Source organism: Pseudomonas ulcerans (assembly GCF_036324125.1).
GTDB classification, from domain to species: Bacteria; Pseudomonadota; Gammaproteobacteria; order Pseudomonadales; family Pseudomonadaceae; genus Aquipseudomonas; species Aquipseudomonas ulcerans.
This window is the reverse complement of record NZ_JAZDQN010000027.1, coordinates 31456-50240: the sequence shown is the minus strand read 5'-3', so window position 1 is coordinate 50240 and position 18785 is coordinate 31456. Positions and strand designations below refer to the sequence as shown.

Below are 18785 nucleotides of genomic sequence, written 5' to 3'. Positions count from 1 at the left end.
TTCTCGTTAACACAGCGTCAGTGTTTTACCGGAGGCTGGTAAATCAGCCTTCGCGTTTGCAGGTCTTCGTGGCGAAACGGCTGCAAAAGCCTTTCCTGAACAAGGTCGGCCTGGGTAACGCGTACCTGCTGGCGCAAGTAGTCGAGCCAGGAGTCGACGATGAACCGCTCGCTGTAGCACTGCGGCTGGGCCATATCGCGATACAGTCGCCAGTTCCGCGCCCCATTGCGCCGCCGCGCCTTGCCTACCGCGTACACCGCCATCAGAAAAGCATCGCGCTGCGTCACGGGCACTTGATACATCACCTCTACCGAGACGGGCCCGTCGGCATGTTCCACGGGGGCCGGCAACTGCAGGCTGTCACTCAGCGAGACCTGGGCAAAGTCGGCTTCGTGCCCCATTTCCACACGACCCTTGCGCGTCAGCAGCACCCCGCCGAGCAGGCTTAACGTGGACAGCAGCAGGCTCGCCTGCAGTCCTGCAAACTCGGCCAGCACACCCCAGGCGGCGCCCCCGAAGGCCATCGCGCCCATCAGGGTCAATACATACATTGACGCCACGCGAGCCCTCACCCAGTTGGCGGCATAGGTTTGCACCACCGAAGAAAGCGTGGCGTTGACTGCCATCCAGCCAAACCCCGCGCACAGCATCATCGAGCACACCACGTAGCGGTTGCTCGACAGCGCGGCGGCCAGAGCGGCGGCGGCAAAGGCGACGGTACCGCAGACAATCAGACGACGCAGGCCGAGCCTGCGCTGCAGGCGGGATGAGTTCAGTGCGGCCAGCACCGCCCCCGCCCCCAGGAACGCCATCAGCAAGCCGTAGCCATCAGCGCCCATGCCCAGTTGCCGCCGGGCAACCAGAGGCATCAGCGCCCACAAGGCGCTGGCGCTGCTGGTGAAGATCAGCACCTGCTTCAGCGCACTGGACAGCACCGCCGAATGGCGGATGTAGCGCAGGCCGCTGCGCATGCCGCCCATCAGGGTTTCCGGCGGCAGATCCTGGGCAGGCGGCGCCGGCGTGAGGCGGAACAGAAAGAGCATCACCGCGGCCATGCACAGCGCAATCAACAAAAATACTGACGTCGTGTTCCAGTAGGCAATCAATGCCCCGGCCAGGGCAGGACCCAGTGCGCGAGTGACGTTGACCGCAATGCCGTTCAGGGCAACCGCTGCCGGCACCTGATCGCGGGACAACACGGTGACCATGGTCACCATCCACGCCGACATCCCCAGCGCGCTGCCGGTGCCCAGGACAAAGGTGAACGCCAGCAGCCCCCAGGCTTCGAGGCGGTCGCACCAGGCCAGGACGCTGAGCATGATCGCCGCAAACACCATCAGCCACTGGGTCACGATCAGCCAGTGGCGCCGATCCACCAGATCGGCGATCACCCCACCCGGCAGTGCAAACAGAAACACCGGCAGTGTCACTGCGCTTTGCACCAACGACACCATCGTCGGCGACGCGGTAAGCGTGGTCATGATCCACGCCGCGCCAACCGTCTGCATCCAGATCGCCAGATTGACCACTGCACCGGCCAGCCATAGGCCACGGAAGGCCCTGTTGCGAAATGGCGCCCACGCCGAAGCCTCGCTCATCATTTCTCCTCGGAACGTCTTGCAGAACAGGGTTTAGTGATCCAGCGGCAACCCCAGGCGCCCAACCGCTCGAGCAGGAGCCAGCGGGCAAGGCGCCGCAATGGTGTTGCGCAATTGGCCGATGCCGCCGATGTGTGCCACAACCTGGTCGCCTGGCTGCAAGAACCGCCCGCTCTCCAGACCCACCCCGTGCGTGGATCCAGTGAACACCATATCTCCGGGGCGCAGCTTGATCCGTGCATCCAGGTAATTGAGCAGCTCATCCAGGGGAAAGATCATGTGTCGGGTGTTGTCTTGCTGGCGCACTTCATCGTTGACGCTCAAACGCATCTCCAATGCGGGCTGCTGCCCGCCACCGAGTTCGTCGACCGTCACGATCCAGGGCCCCGTGGGTGTGGTGCGGTCCATGGCTTTCTGGGTCAGCAGGTCCAGCCGCCCGATCTGCTGGCCCGCATCGCGCGCGCTGATGTCGTTGCCCACGGTAAAACCCAACAGGCATGCACTGGCGCGAGGCTCATCCAGCAGGGCTCGACCCACCACCGCCACCAGCTCCACCTCGTAATCCAGTTGCCGGGTCAGCGGCGAATGGTGGATTGGATCATTGGCCCCCACCAGTGCCGAATCGGGCTTGAGGTAGGCCAGCGGGTGCGCCGGGGCCTTGCTGCCCAGCCGTTCGAGGTGACTGAGGTAGTTGAGGCCCACGCCGAACACGCGACTGCCCGGCTCCAGCGGCGGCAACAAGCGGGCACCGGCCAGCGACAACCGCTCTCCCGCCAGGTCCAGGGCATCCGGGTGCAGGCTCGCACCCAGTCCCGCCCAGCGCACGAAGGGCGCCCTGACTCGCCGACAATGGTCGCCGCCGGCGTCTACCAGCGCCCAGGACGCCTGTCCGTCCAGCTCGATGCGTGCCAGACGCACGTCACTGCCTGGCCAGGTAGGTGGGCAGGTATTCGGCGTCGAGAACCTCTTCGGGAGTCTTGACGCTCGGGCCGAGGATTGGCCCCACCATCTCGTGCCCCCACAGGCTGAGTTTTTCCGGGTTCAACTCATAGGGATCGCCTTGCCACGGCTCGATTTCAGCGATGGTTTCGAAAGCAAAACCCGAGGGGTTGTAGTGATAGAACGACAGGTGCGGATCTTGTGCATGCTGACCGAGGGTCATCATCATCGGCAGTTCGCGCTGGCGCACGATATCGTAGGTTTCCCCGACATCCCGCACGTTGCGAACGAACAGTCCAACGTGCTGGACGCCCATCCGTCCTGGCCCGTGGCCATAGGCGATGTCATGGCTGGTGTGGTGGTTGAGCTTCGAACGGAAGAAACCCGTCCGCCCCTTGCCCGCCCCCGCGCCGTACCAACTGAAACCCATGACGTTGAGCAGAAAGTCTTCAAGCTCAGGGGTGTAGTCCGGGGTGATCAGCACCACATGGCCCGCACCGCGCTCGTCGGCAAGAAACCCACTGTGGGGCCGCCCCGGCTGAAATGAACGTGGAAGCCATTTCTGTCCATAAAACAGCTCATGCTGATAGCCGACCGGGTCGCGGAAGCGAACCACCTCGCGTACGCCGCGGGCCTCACAGAGTTGCGCATCACCGCGGCTATACGCCACGTTGGCCGCCTCAAGCTTCCTGATCCCGTCCTCGAACGCCATGCGCCCGATGGCTTCCCAGCCGATGTAGGCGATGCGGTCAACCTTGCCCGGATGGAACGCAAAGCGGTGACGGCGATCATCGATTCTGAAATACAACGAATCCGGGTCGCCGGGCGGGTTCTTGCCGATGCCAAAGCCCATCACCTGCGGGCCGTACTCGCGCCAGGCGTCAAGATCAGGGGTTTCGAAGCCCATGTAACCGATACCAATGATGTCCACGTTGTTCACCTTGTTCTTGTTCGAGATGAAACGATGCCAACCGCTGCTCGCGCTGTCGCCGCTGGGCTAGACCGCCAGCAGCCCGCCGTCGATGACAAAGTCGGAGCCGGTAATGAATGATGCTTCATCGGAGGCGACGAACACCGCCAGTGCCACCACCTCTTCAGGCTCCCCCGGGCGGTCCATCAAAACGCCGTCGAGCAGCATGGCGCGGGCCTTGGGGTTTTCCAGAAACGACCGGGTGCCAGGCGTGGCGACGAACCCCGGGCTCAGGCTGACGGCGCGAATGCCGACGGCCGCACCTTCCACGGCCAGTTGCCGGGTAAACGACACCACCGCGCCTTTGGCTGCCGCATGGGCGCTGATACCGGCGACTTTCGAACCGCCCCAGGCTGCCGTGGAAGACACGTTGATAATCACCCCGCGCCGCTCGGCCAGGTAGGGCCAGGCGTATTTGGTGGTGTAGAACAGCAGATCGATTTCGTTGCGCAGGGTGTACTGCCAGTCTTCGATCGAGAATTCGCTCACCAACCCGAAACGCGCCGCCGATGCGTTGTTGTAGAGAACATCGATCCGCCCATGCTCAGCAACGGCGGCCTCGATCCAGGCCCTGGCCTGTTCGTGATCGCCCAGGTCCACGGGGGCGCTGCCATACAGGGTAAAGCCCTCGGCGCTCATCATTGCGCGGGTCTGCTCATGGCCCTCGGCATTGAAGTCGCAGCCGACCACAATCGCTCCCTCGCGGGCGAAGCGCAGCGCTGCCGCACGGCCCTGGCCCCCACCGGTGCCGGTGATCAGGGCCACCTTGTCGCGTAAACGTCCCATCTGCACATCCTCAACTCGTTGGTTATCACGCCCAGCCAGGTGCGGGCGCGCTCAAGCGGGTCTGTCGTCGGCACCGATGGGCTCCAGCCATACCGCTTCGGCCGGACAGGCGGCAGCGGCCTCGCGGGCTTCCTCTTCAAGTTCAGGCGGGACCCGGGCGTCCTCGAAGTACACCAGACCGTCGTTATCGAGCTTGTACACACTGGGGCAGATCGTGGCGCACAAGCCATATCCACAGCAGCGCCCACGGTCGGCAACGGCTTTGAACTGCGCTTTGTCTGAACTCATTTTTTTCTCCTTATCAGGTTCAGGATCGTCAAATTATGAACACTTATTTATTTTATGTGCAATTTATTTTTGGCAAGGATATGCTCACCCTCAGCCACGGCAGCAAACATGGTTGCGCCGCAACATTCCCCCACGGGTGTGAGCAATGTTGAACACGCTGTAACCGAGGGTGATTCAACGGCATGGGCGGCGCAGGACATTCGTTTGTCTGTGAGTCATACGGCTTTGCTGGACAAACCTGAAATCACCGATTTCATTCAAAAAAACGCAGTGTTTGGCTCAACAAAACCTATAAGGAAGCCAACCCATGAACCCTTCGAAAAACCAGGCGTCCATCGATCTGCACGAATTCCGGCAAAGCTGGAAGATCCTGCTGTTGTCCGTCGCGGGCGTGGCCATCAGCATCAACGCCGCGCTTTTGTACGGTTTCGGCACACTGGTCGTACCGCTGGGCGATGCCTTTGGCTGGGGCAAAAGCGAACTGCAGGCGTGTATCACCTTTCTGTTTGGCGGCGCCGTGGTGTCCCTGCAACTGGTGGGCTGGTTCAACCTGCGCTTCGGCATGAAGCGCGTCACCGTGGCGTCGCTTCTGCTGCTGTCAGTCGGCTACCTGGCCACTACCCAGGTCACCTCGTCGATCTGGTCGATGTACCTGGCCTTTGCGCTACTGCCGATCGTGGGCATGGGTGCGCTGGCCGTGACCTGGACGCAACTGATCAGCCTCTGGTACGACCGCAATCGCGGGCTGGCGCTGGCCATCGGCCTGTCGGGCACCGGCGTCACCGCTGCCACCGTGCCCCGGCTGATGGCCTGGGGCATAGAACAGTGGGACTGGCGTGCGGCCTTCGTGATCCTCGCACTGCTCAACCTGCTGGTGCTGCTGCCGCTGATCTTGCTGTGGTTCAAGCTGCCCAAGGCGGCTGATACCACTGCGCACGCTGCCCTGGCGCAGTTGCCAGGCATGAGCTTTCGCGAGGGCATGGGCTCTCTGAAATTCTGGACCTGCAACCTGGCGCTGGGCCTGGTGATCTCGTCGATTGTCGGCATGGTCACCAGCACGGTGCCAATGCTGCAGGCCAAGGGACTGTCGGCAGCGGATGCGGCCACCATTTTCAGCGGCTTCGGCATTTCGCTGATCCTGGGGCGAATGGTCATCGGCTATCTGCTGGACCGGCTATGGCCACCGATGGTCTCCGCGTGCAGCCTGCTGCTCCCCGCCGTTGGCTGCCTGGTGTACCTGAGCGGCACTAGCGAATTCATGCCCTTGATGCTGGCGGCAGTGCTGGTCGGGTTTGGCGCCGGGGCGGAATTCGATATCGCCGCGTTCCTGATTGCCCGCTACTTCGGCCTGCGTGAATACGGCCGCCTGTTCGGCGTTCACCAGGGCCTCAATACCGTGGCATCGGCACTGGCGCCGCTGCTCTTTGCCTTCCTGCTCGCACGTACCGGCTCATACACCGCCATGTTGGTGTACAGCGCCGCGTGCTGCGTGCTCGGCCCCCTGTTGCTACTGACCCTCGGACCAGTGCCACGCTTCAATGCGCAGCCCTTGCCCTGCCACTCCTGAGCCCACAAGAAACGGAGCAGAACATGCCCACACTGACCTTCATCGAGCACAACGGCACCCACCATCAGGTCAAAGGCGAAGTCGGCCAGTCGGTCATGCAGGCCGCCACGTTCGCCAGCGTCCCCGGCCTGCCCGCCGATTGCGGCGGAGCCTGTAGCTGCGCCACGTGCCACACCTATGTCGACGCGGCCTGGTTGCACACGCTGCAGGCACCGGAAGAGATAGAGAGCGACATGCTCGAGTACGCCTTCGAGCGCCGTGAGAACAGCCGCCTGAGCTGCCAACTGATCATCAGCGAAGACATGGAAGGCATGGTGTTGCACCTGCCCTCTTCGCAATTCTGAATGCGTTGCAAGGAGTATTCATGACCCTCGCCTCAGTCGTTATCGTCGGTGCCGGCCAAGCCGGATTTCAAGTGGCCGCGTCCCTGCGCCAGGAAGGCTACGAAGGCTACATCACCCTGATCGGCAATGAGCCCGGCCTGCCCTACCAGCGCCCGCCGTTGTCCAAGGCCTACCTGCTCGGCAAGATCCAGGAAAACAACCTGCTGTTTCGTCCCGCCGAGTTTTACGCCACCCAACGCATCGAACTGCTGCATGACCCGGCCACTGCCATCGATCGGCTCAATCGCCGCGTGGTGCTGGCCTCCGGCACGGCCCTGAGCTATGACCACCTGATACTGGCGACCGGCGCGCACAACCGCCCACTGCCAGTGCCCGGTGCGGAACTGCCGCACGTATTCGGTATCAAGACCAAGGCCGATGCGGATGCCTTGGCGCCGCTGGCCAAACAGGCGCGCAACGTGGTGGTGGTCGGCGCAGGCTTCATCGGCCTCGAATTTGCGGCGGTGGCCGCCGCTCAGGGCGCCCAGGTGCATGTGCTGGAGCTGGGCGAGCGCCCTATGGCGCGTGCGGTGTCACGGGAAATGTCCGAGCTGTTTCGCCAGGCACACGAGCAATGGGGCGTGCACTTCGATTTTCGCCAAGGCCTGGGCCGCATTCTCGACGACAACGGCAAGGTGTGTGGCGTGCAAACCGCGGATGGACGCACCCTGCCGGCAGACCTGGTGGTGTTCGGCATCGGGGTCATCCCCAATGCCCAACTGGCCACCGAGGCGGGCCTGGACATCGAGAACGGCATCAAGGTGGACGCTCACCTGCTCACCTCTGACCCGCAGATTTCCGCGCTGGGCGATGTGGCCAGTTTTCCGTGCGTGCAGAACGAAGAGCAGTCGACCCGCCTCGAATCGGTGCAGAACGCCATCGACCAGGCGCGTACCGTGGCCGCGCGCCTGATGGGCAAGCCCTCGCCCTACGCCGCCCTGCCCTGGTTCTGGACTGACCAGGGCGATCTGAAACTGCAGATCGCCGGGCTCTCCAACGGCCACGACAGCACGGTCGTGCTGGGTTCTGCCCAGGACAGACAACTCTCGGTGCTGTGCTTTCGCAATGACCGCCTGGTGGCCGTGGAGTCCTGCAACCGCCCGGGCGACCACATGGCCGCCCGCAAGATTCTTGCCCGCGCCCCAAGGCTGACGGCGGCCCAGGCGGCGGCCGAAGGTTTCGATCTCAAGACCTGGGAAGCGGCCAACCGCGACTGACGCGCCTCACCCACAACCCGCCGCGCTGTGTCCAGAGCCCAGCGCGGCGTTTGCACAACCTGCTGGAGCGATGCAATGAACAAGGTCTGGTTTGTTACCGGCGCGGGCCGCGGGCTGGGCGCCGCCATTGCCAAGGCGGCGCTGGCGAACGGTGACCGCGTGGTCGTCAGTGGTCGGCGGCTGGAAAGCCTGCACAGTGTGTTTGCCGAGTATGGTGAGCAGGTGCTGGCGGTGGCACTGGAAGTGAGCGATGCAGCCCAGGCACTGGCTGCCGTCGAAGCGGCCGTGGCTCGCTTCGGTCGAATCGACGTACTGGTCAACAACGCGGGGTATGGCCAACTGGCGCCCTTCGAAGACAACCTTGCGAGTGATGCCGAAAAGCAATTCGCCACGAACGTGTTCGGGGTATTCAACGTGTGTCGTGCCGTGCTGCCGGTGATGCGCGCGCAACGCAGCGGTCATGTGTTCAATGTGTCGTCCATGGGCGGCGTACTGGGCATGGGAGGCGCAGCGTTGTACTGCGCCTCCAAGTTCGCGGTGGAGGGTTTCTCCGAATCCCTGGCCCAGGAAGTAGCCCAGTTCGGCATCAAGGTCACGCTGGTGGAGCCGGGGGTGTTCCGCACTGACTTTCTCGATGCCAGCTCTGCTGTATTCGGTGAGCGCGGGCTGCAGGACTACGCCGCGTTCACCGCCAGGGTCAAGGCGGCGTCAGCCGCCGGCAACCATCAGCAGGCCGGCAACCCGGCAAAACTCGGCGAGGCACTGGTACGCCTGGCCAACACCAGCGAGCCGCCAATGCGCTACCTGGCCGGTTCCGACGCCTACCGGCAGGTCAGCGCAAAGCTCACCGGAATGCTCGCGCAGATAGAAGACTGGCGCGAGCTCTCCTGCTCTACCGATGGCACTAAAGGTTAATGAAATAACGCACGAACAACCTCCCCTCTTCGAACCGATACAACTCGATCGTCTCTATGCCACCGTCCTGCTCGCGAAAGGCGTTCAGGTGGTGGCAGGCCGCTTCATTGCCATTGATGATGCATTGACGCACCTCGACCCTGATCTTGGGCTGCTGTTGCGCCCACATCCCCTCCAGCACTTGCCAGGCGTCATGCTGCGGCTTGCCGACATACTCGATGCTCAAGCCATTGGGCGACACGCTGCGGTAGTGGGCAAAAAACCCCTCCTTGTCGCCCCGATTCCAACAATCGATCTGGCCATGCAGAAAGTCTTCGATCACGTGTTTTTCCATCGTCATGTAAGAGTCGTCCTCAGGCGGGTTGTTGTTTCAACTGACGCTGCAGTGCTTGAAAGGCCGGCTCCATCCTGAGCCACAGCAGAATGGTCGGGCCGATGATGGCGCAGAAAAAGCAACTCACCAGCACCGCGGAATAGCTGCCGTACACATCGAACAGATGGCCGAACAGCATCGGCACCAACCCGGACACGATGGTGATCAGGCACAGGTGCAAGCCAAAGATGCGCGCGTAATCCTTCAGGCCGAAATAACGCGCCATCAGAAACGCCGCCAGGTCGAATTCGGCGCCGGCACTGGCACCGATGCACAAGGTAGCCAGCACCAGCAGCGGGACGTGCTGCGAACCGCCAAAAAAGAAGATCACACACCCCAGCGCAGGCAGTACAAGACTCACCGCCGCCACCAGCGACGGCGAGTAACGGTCCAGCAAGTACCCCACCAGCAAACGGCCGCCAATGATCGAAATGCCGAACGTACTGAAGATCTGACTGGCTTGCTGCGCGCTCAGCCCCTTGCTTTGCAGCATCGGCACGATGTTGGTGACCATGCCCACGGTCAACGACACTGACAGGATCAACGCGACATTGAAGCCCCAGTACTTGCCCGAGCGCAGCGCCTGCCGGAAGCTCATGCCTGACAACGACGGCTCCGTTCGCGGCGTTGACGGGTCGGTCTTACCGGCCCCGGCCGGCATACGTAACCACATCAACGACAGGGGCAGCGTGAACAGCAGCGGCATCGCCCCCAGGGCGATGAACCCGGCTTGCCAGCCATAGGCGGCAATCAACCGCGACAACACGGGTGGCAAGATCAGCGCCATCAGCCCGGTGCCGCACAGGATCACGGCCAGGGCCAGCCCCCGATTACGCTCGAACCACAGGTTGACCAGTTGCGTCCAGGTGATCGCGATGGTGCCGGCGCACACGATCGGCATACAGAAGAACGCCAGGTACAACCAGGAGATCGAGCCCTGGATCTGGGTGATGGCGAAGTAACCGACGACCTGCAGCATGATCGAGACGATGGCCACCCGGCGCAGGCCGTAGCGCCGATACAGCCAGCCGACCACCTGGGTGGAGATCGCCACGCCGGCGAACAGAAAGGAAATCGAGGCTTGCAAGTCACCACGGCTCCAGCCGAAGGCCTGTTCCAGCGGAATCACCAGGGTGCCGAACGCATAGAGCAAGGCGGCGGTGATGCTGGTGCAGATGCCGAACAATCCCAGCAGGACCACGCGCCAGCCGCGCTTGAATTCAGAAAAATCATTGCCAGCGGACTGGCGATTGCGAGTCGGTGTAGTCATACGCTTTTACTCCCGGAGCAGACGCGGCTGGTTACTGGCCTTTGAGGATTTCTTCGACCTTGGGCAGCGCGACCATGGTGGCGCCACCGTCCACCAGCAATGAGGTGCCAGTGATGTAGGACGCCTCGTTGGACGTCAGGAAGAGCACCGCATTGGCAATGTCGGCAGATTCGCCCAGACGCCCGACCGGGAAGTGCGCCGCGAGCTTGTGCGGCAGTTCCTGCCCCAGGGTTTCCAGCATGTGGTCAGTGCCGATAAGGCCGGGCTCGACCACGTTGACCAGAATGTTCATGGCGCCGAATTCCACCGCCAGCCCGCGGGCGAAGGCATTCATGAAGGCTTTGCTGGAGCCGTAGGCGATCAGCCGCGGGGTGTATTTGCGGTTGGCCTCACCTGAGGAGATGAAAATCAGCCGCCCCTTGTCGGGCGCCTTGGACAGGTAGGGCGCGCTGTCCTTGGCCAACCAGAACAGCGACTGGATATTGCTGCGCACGATGTGATCGAACGCGTCATCCGGCATCTCGGCGATCAGCCCGTGGCGAGTATCGGCGGCGCAGTGCACCACGATGTCCAGGCCGCCGAACTGGGCTACACCGCCCTCGACCATCGACCTGATCGCCTCGCGGTCGGCGATGTCGCCACCCACCAGGCTGGCTTCGGCACCCAGTGCACGAATCTGCTCGACGGTGTCTTCACCGTAGCGCGCCGTCCGTGCCGAGACCACCACCCGCGCCCCTTCGCGCGCATAAGCCAGGGCGATCGCCCGGCCCATGCCACGGCCCGCACCGGTTACCAGTACCACTTTGTCGCGAAACTTCATCGCGGTTTCCCATTGTTGTTATTGGTAGAGGATTTTGCTCTGAGGCATGCGCCTGCCCGCTGGGGCAGGCGCACGGTGCAGCCTTACAGATCCTTGCCCGGCACATTACGCGCCGAACCGTTGCGCCGGTCCGATTCGCCCCAGCCGAGCCAGTGCGATGGCTCGCGGGTATCGCCCACCCGACGCCAGCGCCCTTCCTGCTGGGCGGTGATCGGGAAGCCGCCGACAAAGTCGATCATCTCGCCCCGCTCGTCCGGCAGGAACTCCCACTCTTCCTTGCCTTCCAGCACGATGCGGGCGGACTTCAGGAAATAGCTGCCGTCCTTGTGCTCGGTCTGGCCTTCGATGTCGGTAGTGACCCGTACTTCGCCCTTTTCATTGTTGAAGAAGGCATAACCGAGGTGGTCGTGGCCGACCATGAACGAACCGGTATCCCAAGTGCCGTCCTTGTACACGGTGACGAACGACCACCAGATGACATGCTTGTTGTTGTTCACCACCAGGTCTTTCTTGAAGTGGATGGCGCCGCCTTCGGCCATGTAGAACTGGTCCAGCGCCAGGGCACCCTTGACGGGCCGGCCCTCGCACACGCCCGCCACGTCCCACAATTGCGAAACATAGAACGTGCCCCACTCCACACCCGGCAAGTACCACTGCAAACCCGGCCCGAGCAGGCGTCCCTCGATATCGAACAGGCCGTCCTCCTTCCAGGTCAGGCGTTCGCTGCTGGCGGTGATTTCCCAGGCATTACCCGGCTCCCCCGGCTGGCTGGCCCAACGCGCGGTATCACCGTCGAGGCTGTGCACGGGCATGGGTGTCAGCGCCTGCCTGGCCATTTTCTCGTGGTCCATGCGCAGGTTGACCTTGTCGACATGGTTGTTCAGGTAGAAGAACTTGGTCGGGTTCGGCGTGCCGTTAGGGGCCATCAGCGAGCGAACGAAGGAATAGATGTTGCCTTGCTCATCGCGCACCGAGCCGAAGGGCGAACTCTTGCTCAGGTGCAGGCCGAAAAAGCCACGCTCGGCCGACATCGAGGCGCCGCTTACCTTGTGCGGGCCCACCAATTGCTGGAAGCCGAAATCGCCACGCTCTGGAATGGTCTTGAACGTTCTCATGATGCCCTCTGTTGTTTTTGTAAGGCCGTGAAGCTGAATGCTGTTTTTGGCGCTGGATCAGTCCCAGATCACCGGCAACCGGGATACGCCGCGCAGTTGCGCACCGCTGATCACCGGCAGCGGTTGGCTCGGATCCAGGCGCAGGTTGGGGAACAGGTCGAGGATGGCGTTGACCGCGCAACTGATCTCGACCTTGGCAACAAACTGGCCGATGCACATGTGCGGGCCAAAGCCGAAACCGAAGGAAGGCTTGGGCTTGCGATCGATGTCGAACACATCCGGGTTTTCGAAGGCGTCTTCGTCGCGGTTGGCCGATACCACCATGCACTGCACGAACGACCCCTTGGGGATCTTCACGCCATGGAACTCGACTTCCTTGGCCGTTTCGCGAACCTTGAATGTCGCCACCGGCTCGAAACGTGTGGTTTCGTCCATCAGTCTGGCGATCAGGCTGCGGTCAGCCTTGACCCGTTCCAGCAGACCTGGCGTGGTCAGCAGCAAGGTCATTACCGAACCGAACATGCGCGTGGTGGTTTCGCCGGCCGCCGGCAGCAACGACCGGGTGAAGGTGATGACCTCATGGTCGTTCAGCGTGCGCCCCTCGTACTCGGCGCGCAGCAGGCGGCCCACGACGTCATCGCCCTGGCTGCCCTCTTGCCGGCGCTGCACCACCACTTCAGCCAGCGCGTCGTACAACCCCTTGACCGCGATCCCGGCCTGGCGGCGCGCCTCGACCATCTTGTCCGGGTCAATCTGATTGCCCCCCACGATGGCCAACGCCCAGGCTGCGTACTGCTTGTATTTGGACGGGTCATCGGAAGGGAACCCCATCAGCGCGTACATGACGCGAATCGGCAATTCGAGACCGAACTTCATCAGATCGGCCTTTTTCGCTGGCAACATTGGGAGGATATACTCCTCGCGGATCACCTGGTCGATCTGTGGGCGCCACTTGTTGACGGTTTCAGGCATGAACGCCGGTTGCAGCAGGGCGCGCACTTTACGGTGCTCGTCACCGTCCATGGCCAGGATGATCAGGCCGTCGAAGAACGCGCCCAGGCCTTCAGCGATAAACCCGCTGGTGTAGGTAGCGCCGTCGCGAAGCACCGTCATCACATCCTGGTACTTGAACAACGCATAGGTTGGGCGTGTGCCCTGCTGAGTGCCAGCATTGGTCGGCACCCCGAACTGAGTGATGAAATCGCCCTCGTAAATGGGGGATTTCAGCCGTTGCTCACGGCACACCGCATGTATGTCCAGATCGGTGCCGCGATACATTTCCGACACGGCGTTGTAGGCAGTTGCCAGGTCCAGTGCTGCACTTTCCTTACTCATCAGGATCTCCAGTGTTGTTTTTATTCTTGCCCGCGCGCCGGTATTTCCGCGCTTTACGTAGGATGTCTCGCCTGCCAACCTATGGTATGCGCATGTCTTTTGGCGGGTACCCCGATTCGTTTGACTCGGGGTCAAACGAAGGCAGCCGGCTAAATGCTTCAAGGTGTGAATAACAAGGAGTCCAGGGTGGTAGTCAAAGCAGCAGACGGGGCCGAGCAAGGTAAACGCAGCACGATGAAACGCCTGCTCGCGGCTGCACGTGTGGAGTTCGCGAAAAAAGGCCTGGCCGGGGCACGCGTGGAAGAAATCGCCAGGGAGGCCGGTGTCACCAAACAGCTCGTCTACCACTATTACGGCTCCAAGGAAGGCCTGTTCGTGGCGGTGCTGGACGAGTCGTCCAGCCACATCATGTCCGAGTTGGTGAACCTGGAAGTCGAGCAACTGCCACCACCTGCGGCGTTGCGTGCCGTGCTCAACCACTTCTTCGACCAGTACCGGCTCGATCCCTTCCTGGGCAGCCTCGCACTTGAAGGCATCCGCTATCACGACGCCCACGAAACACCTCGTAACCATTTCCAGGAAATGGCGCCGGCGCTGATTGCAAAGCTTGACGTCATCCTGCGCAGGGGCGCCGCCAGCGGGGATTTTCGCGCAGACATCAACCCGCGCCTGCTGCTGGCCTGTGCCTCGCTGGTGACCACGGGCTGGTTCACCAACCGCTATTCGATGTCGACGCTCGCTGGCCTCGATACCGACTCCGCCGAAGGCATGATCACCTGGCGCCAGTACTCGGCCGACTTCGTCATTGCAAGCCTTTCATTGGGCGCAGAAAACAAAACCGGCAGCGTTTGACGGCGGCCGGCTTCACCTTCCTGCGGCCCCTGCGGGCAGGTTGCGTTTCAGCGACGTGTTTTCTGCAGGTAGCGACTCACCCGCCTGGCCGCCAACCGACCAGCCATGCCATTGACCCCGCCGCCGGGATGAATACCCGCGCTGCCGAGGTACAGCCCTGCCACCGGTAGCGTGTCGCCGCCCAGACCATGCGCCGGGCGCATGGTGCTGGAGCGCATCGACGTGGTGTCGATGTGCACCACGCAACCGTTCACCGTATTCAGGCGCGCGGTAAAGTCAGGCGCGGCTTCGATGCGGCGGCCGATGATCTGCCCCTCAATGCCATCGACATAGGCGAAGAGTTGCTCGATCACCTGATCGGCCACCTGCTCACGCAGCGCATCCCAGCCTTGGTTCGGGTTGACCGGCATCACCGGCGGATAGATGTACAGCACGTCCTGGCCAGCAGGTGCCTGTGAAGGGTCGGCGGCACTCGGTACGGCGACGGTGATATACGGCAACGTGGGCACCTCGCCACGCGCGCAGGCGGCAAAGTTTTCCAGCACGGCCTCTTCAGTGCCGATCATCAGGCACGTATTGCGCAAATCGACACCGTCGCCGCGCATCGCCTCGAACCGCGGCAGCGAAATCTGCCCACGCAGCGCGACATCCACTTTCAATGGGCCCGAGCCCTTGGCATTGGCCGGGGCCATGGCGATACGCGTCAGCAAGTGCTTGGGGATCTGGCCAGAAGTGACCATCTCCAGCGCCGGCCTGGGGTGGCAGCCGGCAATCACGGCGCGGGCGGAGAACGTGCGGCCGTCGGCCAGTTTCACGCCTTTTACCTGGCCATCACTGGCCACGATTTCACTGACGCTGGCCGACACCAGCACCTGGCCGCCCAACGCTTCTAGGCGGGCCTGCATGGCATTGCTCAACTGCTGCATGCCGCCCATCACCCGCCCAACGCCGAACCGGTGGAGGAACCCAAGCAGTGCGTAGTAGATCCCCCCGCCGTCGGCGGTGATGTCGCCCGCGAGGCCAGTCAGCGCGCACATCGCCGAACGGGTGATCGGGTGCTCGAAACGCTCGCGCGCCGCCTGCAATGCCGAGCCGGTCATCAGCGCCATCAGTTCGGGCTTGAGGGCCTTATGCTTGATCGCCGTGCCCACCATCCGGAGTTTTACCCCCAGGTTGGCCTTGGCCGGATCGACCCGCATCATCGGCAGCGCAATGTCCAGGAACAGGTCGATGACCTTCATGAATTCGAGAAATGCATCGGCGTCCCGCGCGCTGAAACGGCGAATCTCGTCGGCGGTGCGCTCGCGGTCGCGCCAGAAGATCAACGACTGGCCGTCCGGGTGCAGGTACACATAACCTGGCGCCAGCTCCACCGACTTGAAGCCATATTGCTCCAGGCCAAGCTCCGCCGGCACGTGGGCGTGCACGCGCATCGACATCATGTCCAGTGCGCAAGGGTGCACCAGATGCTGCGGCGCTTCGGGTATCAGGTAGCCCGAGGAGGCCATGCCCCCCACCTTGTCCAGGGCCTCGAGCACCAGCACCTTCTTGCCCTCCATGCCCAGGTAGCAGCCAGCAGACAGGCCATTGGTACCGCCGCCAACCACGATCACATCAAAATCAGTGTTTACTGCGGGTTGCTTCTGGTTCATCACATGCTTCCATGTCGAAGGTCAGCCGGGGCGACGCAGGCACACGTCGCCAGCCGCGTTACATGCCAGTGCGGCCCATTTGCGCAAACAGCGAACGCATGGCCACCAATGAGGGGGTGTGGGTACTGAAGCCACCATCGGCCACCAGGGTGCTGCCGGTGACGAAGGACGATTCATCGCTGGCCAGGAACGCCACCACATCGGCAATCTGGCGCGGAGTGCCGAGTTCGGCAGTGCAGTGGTTGTCCCGCAGAATATCCAGCAGCGCTGGCGGCATGGCGTGCTCGGAGGGCGCCAGGCCGATCTGTACGGCGTTGCCGCGAATCCCCTGCTTACCGTACTGCGAGGCCACCATGCGCGGCAGCATCATCAGGCCGGCCTTGGAGGTGGCGTAACCGGTCAGGGACATGTCGCCCTGCATACCAAGCCCGGAGGTCGCGAAAATGATCGAGCCCTTGCCCAGCTCCAGCATGGCCGGAATCACGTGCTTGGTGCACAGCACCGCGCCGCGCAGGTTGACGGCGATGGCACGATCCCAGGCCGCCATGTCGAGGTTGACGAAGTCGCGATCCAACTGGCGCTGCTCTGCATTGAGAATCGCCGCGTTGTTGTGCAGTACGTCGATACGGCCAAACCGCTGCTTCACCTGGGCAACCATCGCCTGGACTTCGCCCTCCGACGAAACATCGGTACGAATCGCCAGCGCCTGATGCCCCTCGCCGAGCAGTGATTCAGCGACGGCCATGGCCCCGTCGAGATTGATATCGACCACTGCGATGCTCGCACCGTGGGAGGCCAGCACACGGGCGCACTCTGCCCCCAACCCGCCACCGGCGCCCGTGATAATGGCCACCCGCCCTGCCAGCTTGCCTGTACTCATGTTGATTTCCTTGTTGTTGTAAAGGGCTCTTCACTCGCCCGTGAAACGCGGCTCACGTCGTTCACTGAAGGCCTGGGCGGCCTCTCGTGCGTCGTGGGTAGGCGCCAGCAACGCAAACAGGTCGAGCTCCAGGTTCAGGCCACTCTTGAGGTCCAGCTCCAGCGCCGCGCGGGCCGCCTGCTTGACGAAAGCCGATGCGGTGGGCGGCTTGCCAGCGATGCGCCGGGCAAAGGCGGTCACCTCCTCCAGCAAGCTGAGGGTGTCAGTGGCCACCCGGCTGACCAGACCGATACGCTGCGCCTGCTCTGCATTCATGCGGTCGCCGGAGAGCAGCATATCCAGCGCCTGGCCCGGCGCGACCACGCGAGACAACCGTTGCGTGCCGCCGCCACCGGGAATCAGCCCCAGGCCGGTTTCCGGTAGCGCGAAAACCGCATTGGGCGCCGCAAAACGAATGTCACAGGCCAGCGCCAGTTCCAACCCACCGCCCATGCAGTAACCATGGATGGCCGCGATCACGGGCTTGGCAACGCCATCCAGGGCTTCGATCCAGCGCACCTTTTCCATGCGCTGGCGTACTTGCAGGCTGGATTCGGGGCCGCGGCGTTCCTTGATATCGGCACCGGCGCAGAAACCCCGCTCACCTTCACCACGGATCACGATCACGCGAATCTCGGGGTCTTGCTCCAGCAATGCCAATGCCTGTGGCACACCCAGGCGAATCGCGTCATTGATAGCGTTGATCTGGTTTGGCCGTGTCAGCACCACCCAACCGACCCGGGCGTCGCACTCGACGCGTACGGCCTCGTTGATCACCTGCTCGCTCGGCGTTATGGTCATGCAGGGCACTCCTCGAACTCGAACACCTGACCGTTGAGTTCCCGCGGGTCGACTTTGATCAACGCACGGCCGCCCACCGCCTCGGACGACTCGATCCACTCGAAGCGGGTGCCACGGGCACGCAGGTCGTCGGCCTTGGCGGCAAGGTCGTTGACGCCGATACGGATGTAATAAGGGCCAGGTCCCCAGTTGTTGACGTAGTGGCCGGCGTCGGTGTTCCAGTAGGTGGCCTCCAGCACATCCAGGGTGGCGCTGTTGGGCACACTGAAACCCATGCGTGCGCGGCGGTAGCCTTCGCCACGGATATGCTCCACCGGCCCGCTCGGCTCCCAGTCCAGGTTGGTGGAAACCTTGCGCAGGGTTTCATCCAGGTCGCGCACCAGGAAGCCGCGTGCGGTCACACGCACCATGTCGCCGGGCTTGAGGTCGCGTGGCTGGACCGGCGGCAACTGGTAGGTTTCGGACGGCATCTGCAACGGCTCGGTCGGCATGATCTCGATGCACAGGCCACCGTCCACCGACGGCTGGTAATAGGGCTTCTCGGGGGTCGCACCCAGCCACAGCCGATCGAAGGGCATTTCCGGGGTGCGCTGCGCCATGCGAAACGGCAGGCGACGGCGCATCAGCTTGTCCACCAACGCGTCGAACTTGTCGCCATGCAGGGCGAGCACGATGGAGTGGGTGAGCATCGGGCGGTGGTGGCCCTGGAAGTCTTTCAAGCTCTCCAGGAAGTCATGGAACAGCGGGTCCCCAGGGTTGGGGCGATCCAGGTGCCACTGCGGCTCGATGCGCGTGGGCGACACGGCCAGGGACTTGTGTACACGCAGGAAGTGCGCAATGTACGGGTGATTGTCGAACGCCTGGCGCCAGCGTTCGTGCTTGTAGATACCGAGCTTGTCGACCAGCATTTCCGTCATGGCGTCCGGGTCCGGAACCATCATGTCGGCACTCATCAATAATTCGAACATGTCTCTCTCCTCGAAAG

At 62.8% G+C, this 18785-nt stretch carries 19 protein-coding genes; 5 read left to right on the top strand and 14 right to left on the bottom strand.

The window, feature by feature from the left end:
* Window positions 1-17: 17 nt before the first annotated feature.
* From V0R59_RS21525 to V0R59_RS21505, 5 genes are all read right to left on the bottom strand, one after another.
* Complete coding sequence (locus V0R59_RS21525) at window positions 18-1598, bottom strand: MFS transporter (RefSeq protein ID WP_330076686.1); 1581 nt, start codon at window positions 1596-1598, stop codon at window positions 18-20.
* 33 nt (window positions 1599-1631) lie between these two features.
* Window positions 1632-2516 carry a fumarylacetoacetate hydrolase family protein gene (locus V0R59_RS21520; protein ID WP_095156536.1) on the bottom strand — a complete coding sequence of 295 codons (885 nt, stop codon included), beginning with the start codon at window positions 2514-2516 and terminating at the stop codon, window positions 1632-1634.
* Window position 2517: 1 nt separating this feature from the next.
* On the bottom strand, window positions 2518-3468 hold the full coding sequence (locus V0R59_RS21515; RefSeq protein ID WP_095156779.1) for a VOC family protein: 951 nt from the start codon (window positions 3466-3468) through the stop codon (window positions 2518-2520).
* A gap of 66 nt (window positions 3469-3534) precedes the next feature.
* Window positions 3535-4293, bottom strand: a complete 759-nt coding sequence (locus V0R59_RS21510) for an SDR family NAD(P)-dependent oxidoreductase (protein ID WP_095156535.1) — start codon at window positions 4291-4293, stop codon at window positions 3535-3537.
* Window positions 4294-4344: 51 nt separating this feature from the next.
* On the bottom strand, window positions 4345-4581 hold the full coding sequence (locus V0R59_RS21505; protein ID WP_330076685.1) for a ferredoxin: 237 nt from the start codon (window positions 4579-4581) through the stop codon (window positions 4345-4347).
* Window positions 4582-4888: 307 nt separating this feature from the next.
* Here V0R59_RS21505 and V0R59_RS21500 point away from each other — a divergent pair, with 307 nt between their 5' ends.
* From V0R59_RS21500 to V0R59_RS21485, 4 genes are all read left to right on the top strand, one after another.
* Window positions 4889-6148, top strand: coding sequence for an MFS transporter (locus tag V0R59_RS21500; protein WP_330076684.1), 1260 nt, complete (start codon window positions 4889-4891; stop codon window positions 6146-6148).
* A gap of 23 nt (window positions 6149-6171) precedes the next feature.
* The gene (locus V0R59_RS21495) at window positions 6172-6492 is read left to right on the top strand and encodes a 2Fe-2S iron-sulfur cluster-binding protein (protein WP_095156532.1); all 321 of its coding nucleotides are present in this window, start codon (window positions 6172-6174) and stop codon (window positions 6490-6492) included.
* Window positions 6493-6512: 20 nt separating this feature from the next.
* Window positions 6513-7748: an NAD(P)/FAD-dependent oxidoreductase gene (locus V0R59_RS21490; protein WP_095156531.1), complete on the top strand. Its 1236-nt coding sequence runs from the start codon at window positions 6513-6515 to the stop codon at window positions 7746-7748.
* Between the two features lie 75 nt (window positions 7749-7823).
* Window positions 7824-8663: an oxidoreductase gene (locus V0R59_RS21485; RefSeq protein WP_330076683.1), complete on the top strand. Its 840-nt coding sequence runs from the start codon at window positions 7824-7826 to the stop codon at window positions 8661-8663.
* On the opposite strand, the gene V0R59_RS21480 is transcribed toward V0R59_RS21485, so the two are convergent.
* The 5 genes from V0R59_RS21480 to V0R59_RS21460 form a co-directional block, all read right to left on the bottom strand.
* Entirely contained in the window at window positions 8653-9003 is a 351-nt protein-coding gene (locus tag V0R59_RS21480; RefSeq protein WP_095156529.1) for a nuclear transport factor 2 family protein, read from the bottom strand. The two genes, V0R59_RS21485 and V0R59_RS21480, sit on opposite strands and share 11 nt — an antisense overlap.
* A gap of 13 nt (window positions 9004-9016) precedes the next feature.
* Window positions 9017-10306 carry an MFS transporter gene (locus V0R59_RS21475; protein ID WP_330076682.1) on the bottom strand — a complete coding sequence of 430 codons (1290 nt, stop codon included), beginning with the start codon at window positions 10304-10306 and terminating at the stop codon, window positions 9017-9019.
* A 31-nt stretch (window positions 10307-10337) separates the two neighbouring features.
* Window positions 10338-11126: an SDR family NAD(P)-dependent oxidoreductase gene (locus tag V0R59_RS21470; RefSeq protein WP_095156527.1), complete on the bottom strand. Its 789-nt coding sequence runs from the start codon at window positions 11124-11126 to the stop codon at window positions 10338-10340.
* Window positions 11127-11209: 83 nt separating this feature from the next.
* Entirely contained in the window at window positions 11210-12241 is a 1032-nt protein-coding gene (locus V0R59_RS21465; RefSeq protein WP_330076681.1) for a hypothetical protein, read from the bottom strand.
* Window positions 12242-12298: 57 nt separating this feature from the next.
* Window positions 12299-13576, bottom strand: coding sequence for a cytochrome P450 (locus V0R59_RS21460; RefSeq protein WP_177454426.1), 1278 nt, complete (start codon window positions 13574-13576; stop codon window positions 12299-12301).
* A 186-nt stretch (window positions 13577-13762) separates the two neighbouring features.
* Between V0R59_RS21460 and V0R59_RS21455 the strand changes: the two genes are divergently transcribed.
* Window positions 13763-14428, top strand: coding sequence for a TetR/AcrR family transcriptional regulator (locus V0R59_RS21455; protein ID WP_330076680.1), 666 nt, complete (start codon window positions 13763-13765; stop codon window positions 14426-14428).
* Window positions 14429-14475: 47 nt separating this feature from the next.
* On the opposite strand, the gene V0R59_RS21450 is transcribed toward V0R59_RS21455, so the two are convergent.
* The 4 genes from V0R59_RS21450 to V0R59_RS21435 are packed head-to-tail and all read right to left on the bottom strand — an operon-like array spanning window position 14476 to window position 18768.
* Entirely contained in the window at window positions 14476-16080 is a 1605-nt protein-coding gene (locus V0R59_RS21450) for a phytoene desaturase family protein (protein WP_330076679.1), read from the bottom strand.
* A gap of 58 nt (window positions 16081-16138) precedes the next feature.
* Window positions 16139-16960: an SDR family NAD(P)-dependent oxidoreductase gene (locus tag V0R59_RS21445; RefSeq protein WP_095156523.1), complete on the bottom strand. Its 822-nt coding sequence runs from the start codon at window positions 16958-16960 to the stop codon at window positions 16139-16141.
* A gap of 30 nt (window positions 16961-16990) precedes the next feature.
* On the bottom strand, window positions 16991-17800 hold the full coding sequence (locus tag V0R59_RS21440) for an enoyl-CoA hydratase/isomerase family protein (protein ID WP_330076678.1): 810 nt from the start codon (window positions 17798-17800) through the stop codon (window positions 16991-16993).
* Window positions 17797-18768 (bottom strand): VOC family protein, encoded by a 972-nt coding sequence (locus V0R59_RS21435; protein ID WP_095156521.1) that lies wholly within the window; start codon window positions 18766-18768, stop codon window positions 17797-17799. Before V0R59_RS21435 ends, V0R59_RS21440 begins: the two co-directional genes overlap by 4 nt.
* Between the last annotated feature and the right edge of the window lie 17 nt (window positions 18769-18785).

What these genes read in the sequence shown, in the direction of transcription:
- V0R59_RS21525 (WP_330076686.1), bottom strand. Translation starts at nt 1,598, where the DNA reads ATGAGCGAGGCTTCGGCGTGGGCGCCATTTCGCAACAGGGCCTTCCGT.
- V0R59_RS21510 (WP_095156535.1), bottom strand. Translation starts at nt 4,293, where the DNA reads ATGGGACGTTTACGCGACAAGGTGGCCCTGATCACCGGCACCGGTGGG.
- V0R59_RS21505 (WP_330076685.1), bottom strand. Translation starts at nt 4,581, where the DNA reads ATGAGTTCAGACAAAGCGCAGTTCAAAGCCGTTGCCGACCGTGGGCGC.
- V0R59_RS21500 (WP_330076684.1), top strand. Translation starts at nt 4,889, where the DNA reads ATGAACCCTTCGAAAAACCAGGCGTCCATCGATCTGCACGAATTCCGG.
- V0R59_RS21495 (WP_095156532.1), top strand. Translation starts at nt 6,172, where the DNA reads ATGCCCACACTGACCTTCATCGAGCACAACGGCACCCACCATCAGGTC.
- V0R59_RS21490 (WP_095156531.1), top strand. Translation starts at nt 6,513, where the DNA reads ATGACCCTCGCCTCAGTCGTTATCGTCGGTGCCGGCCAAGCCGGATTT.
- V0R59_RS21485 (WP_330076683.1), top strand. Translation starts at nt 7,824, where the DNA reads ATGAACAAGGTCTGGTTTGTTACCGGCGCGGGCCGCGGGCTGGGCGCC.
- V0R59_RS21480 (WP_095156529.1), bottom strand. Translation starts at nt 9,003, where the DNA reads ATGACGATGGAAAAACACGTGATCGAAGACTTTCTGCATGGCCAGATC.
- V0R59_RS21475 (WP_330076682.1), bottom strand. Translation starts at nt 10,306, where the DNA reads ATGACTACACCGACTCGCAATCGCCAGTCCGCTGGCAATGATTTTTCT.
- V0R59_RS21470 (WP_095156527.1), bottom strand. Translation starts at nt 11,126, where the DNA reads ATGAAGTTTCGCGACAAAGTGGTACTGGTAACCGGTGCGGGCCGTGGC.
- V0R59_RS21465 (WP_330076681.1), bottom strand. Translation starts at nt 12,241, where the DNA reads ATGAGAACGTTCAAGACCATTCCAGAGCGTGGCGATTTCGGCTTCCAG.
- V0R59_RS21460 (WP_177454426.1), bottom strand. Translation starts at nt 13,576, where the DNA reads ATGAGTAAGGAAAGTGCAGCACTGGACCTGGCAACTGCCTACAACGCC.
- V0R59_RS21450 (WP_330076679.1), bottom strand. Translation starts at nt 16,080, where the DNA reads ATGAACCAGAAGCAACCCGCAGTAAACACTGATTTTGATGTGATCGTG.
- V0R59_RS21445 (WP_095156523.1), bottom strand. Translation starts at nt 16,960, where the DNA reads ATGAGTACAGGCAAGCTGGCAGGGCGGGTGGCCATTATCACGGGCGCC.
- V0R59_RS21440 (WP_330076678.1), bottom strand. Translation starts at nt 17,800, where the DNA reads ATGACCATAACGCCGAGCGAGCAGGTGATCAACGAGGCCGTACGCGTC.
- V0R59_RS21435 (WP_095156521.1), bottom strand. Translation starts at nt 18,768, where the DNA reads ATGTTCGAATTATTGATGAGTGCCGACATGATGGTTCCGGACCCGGAC.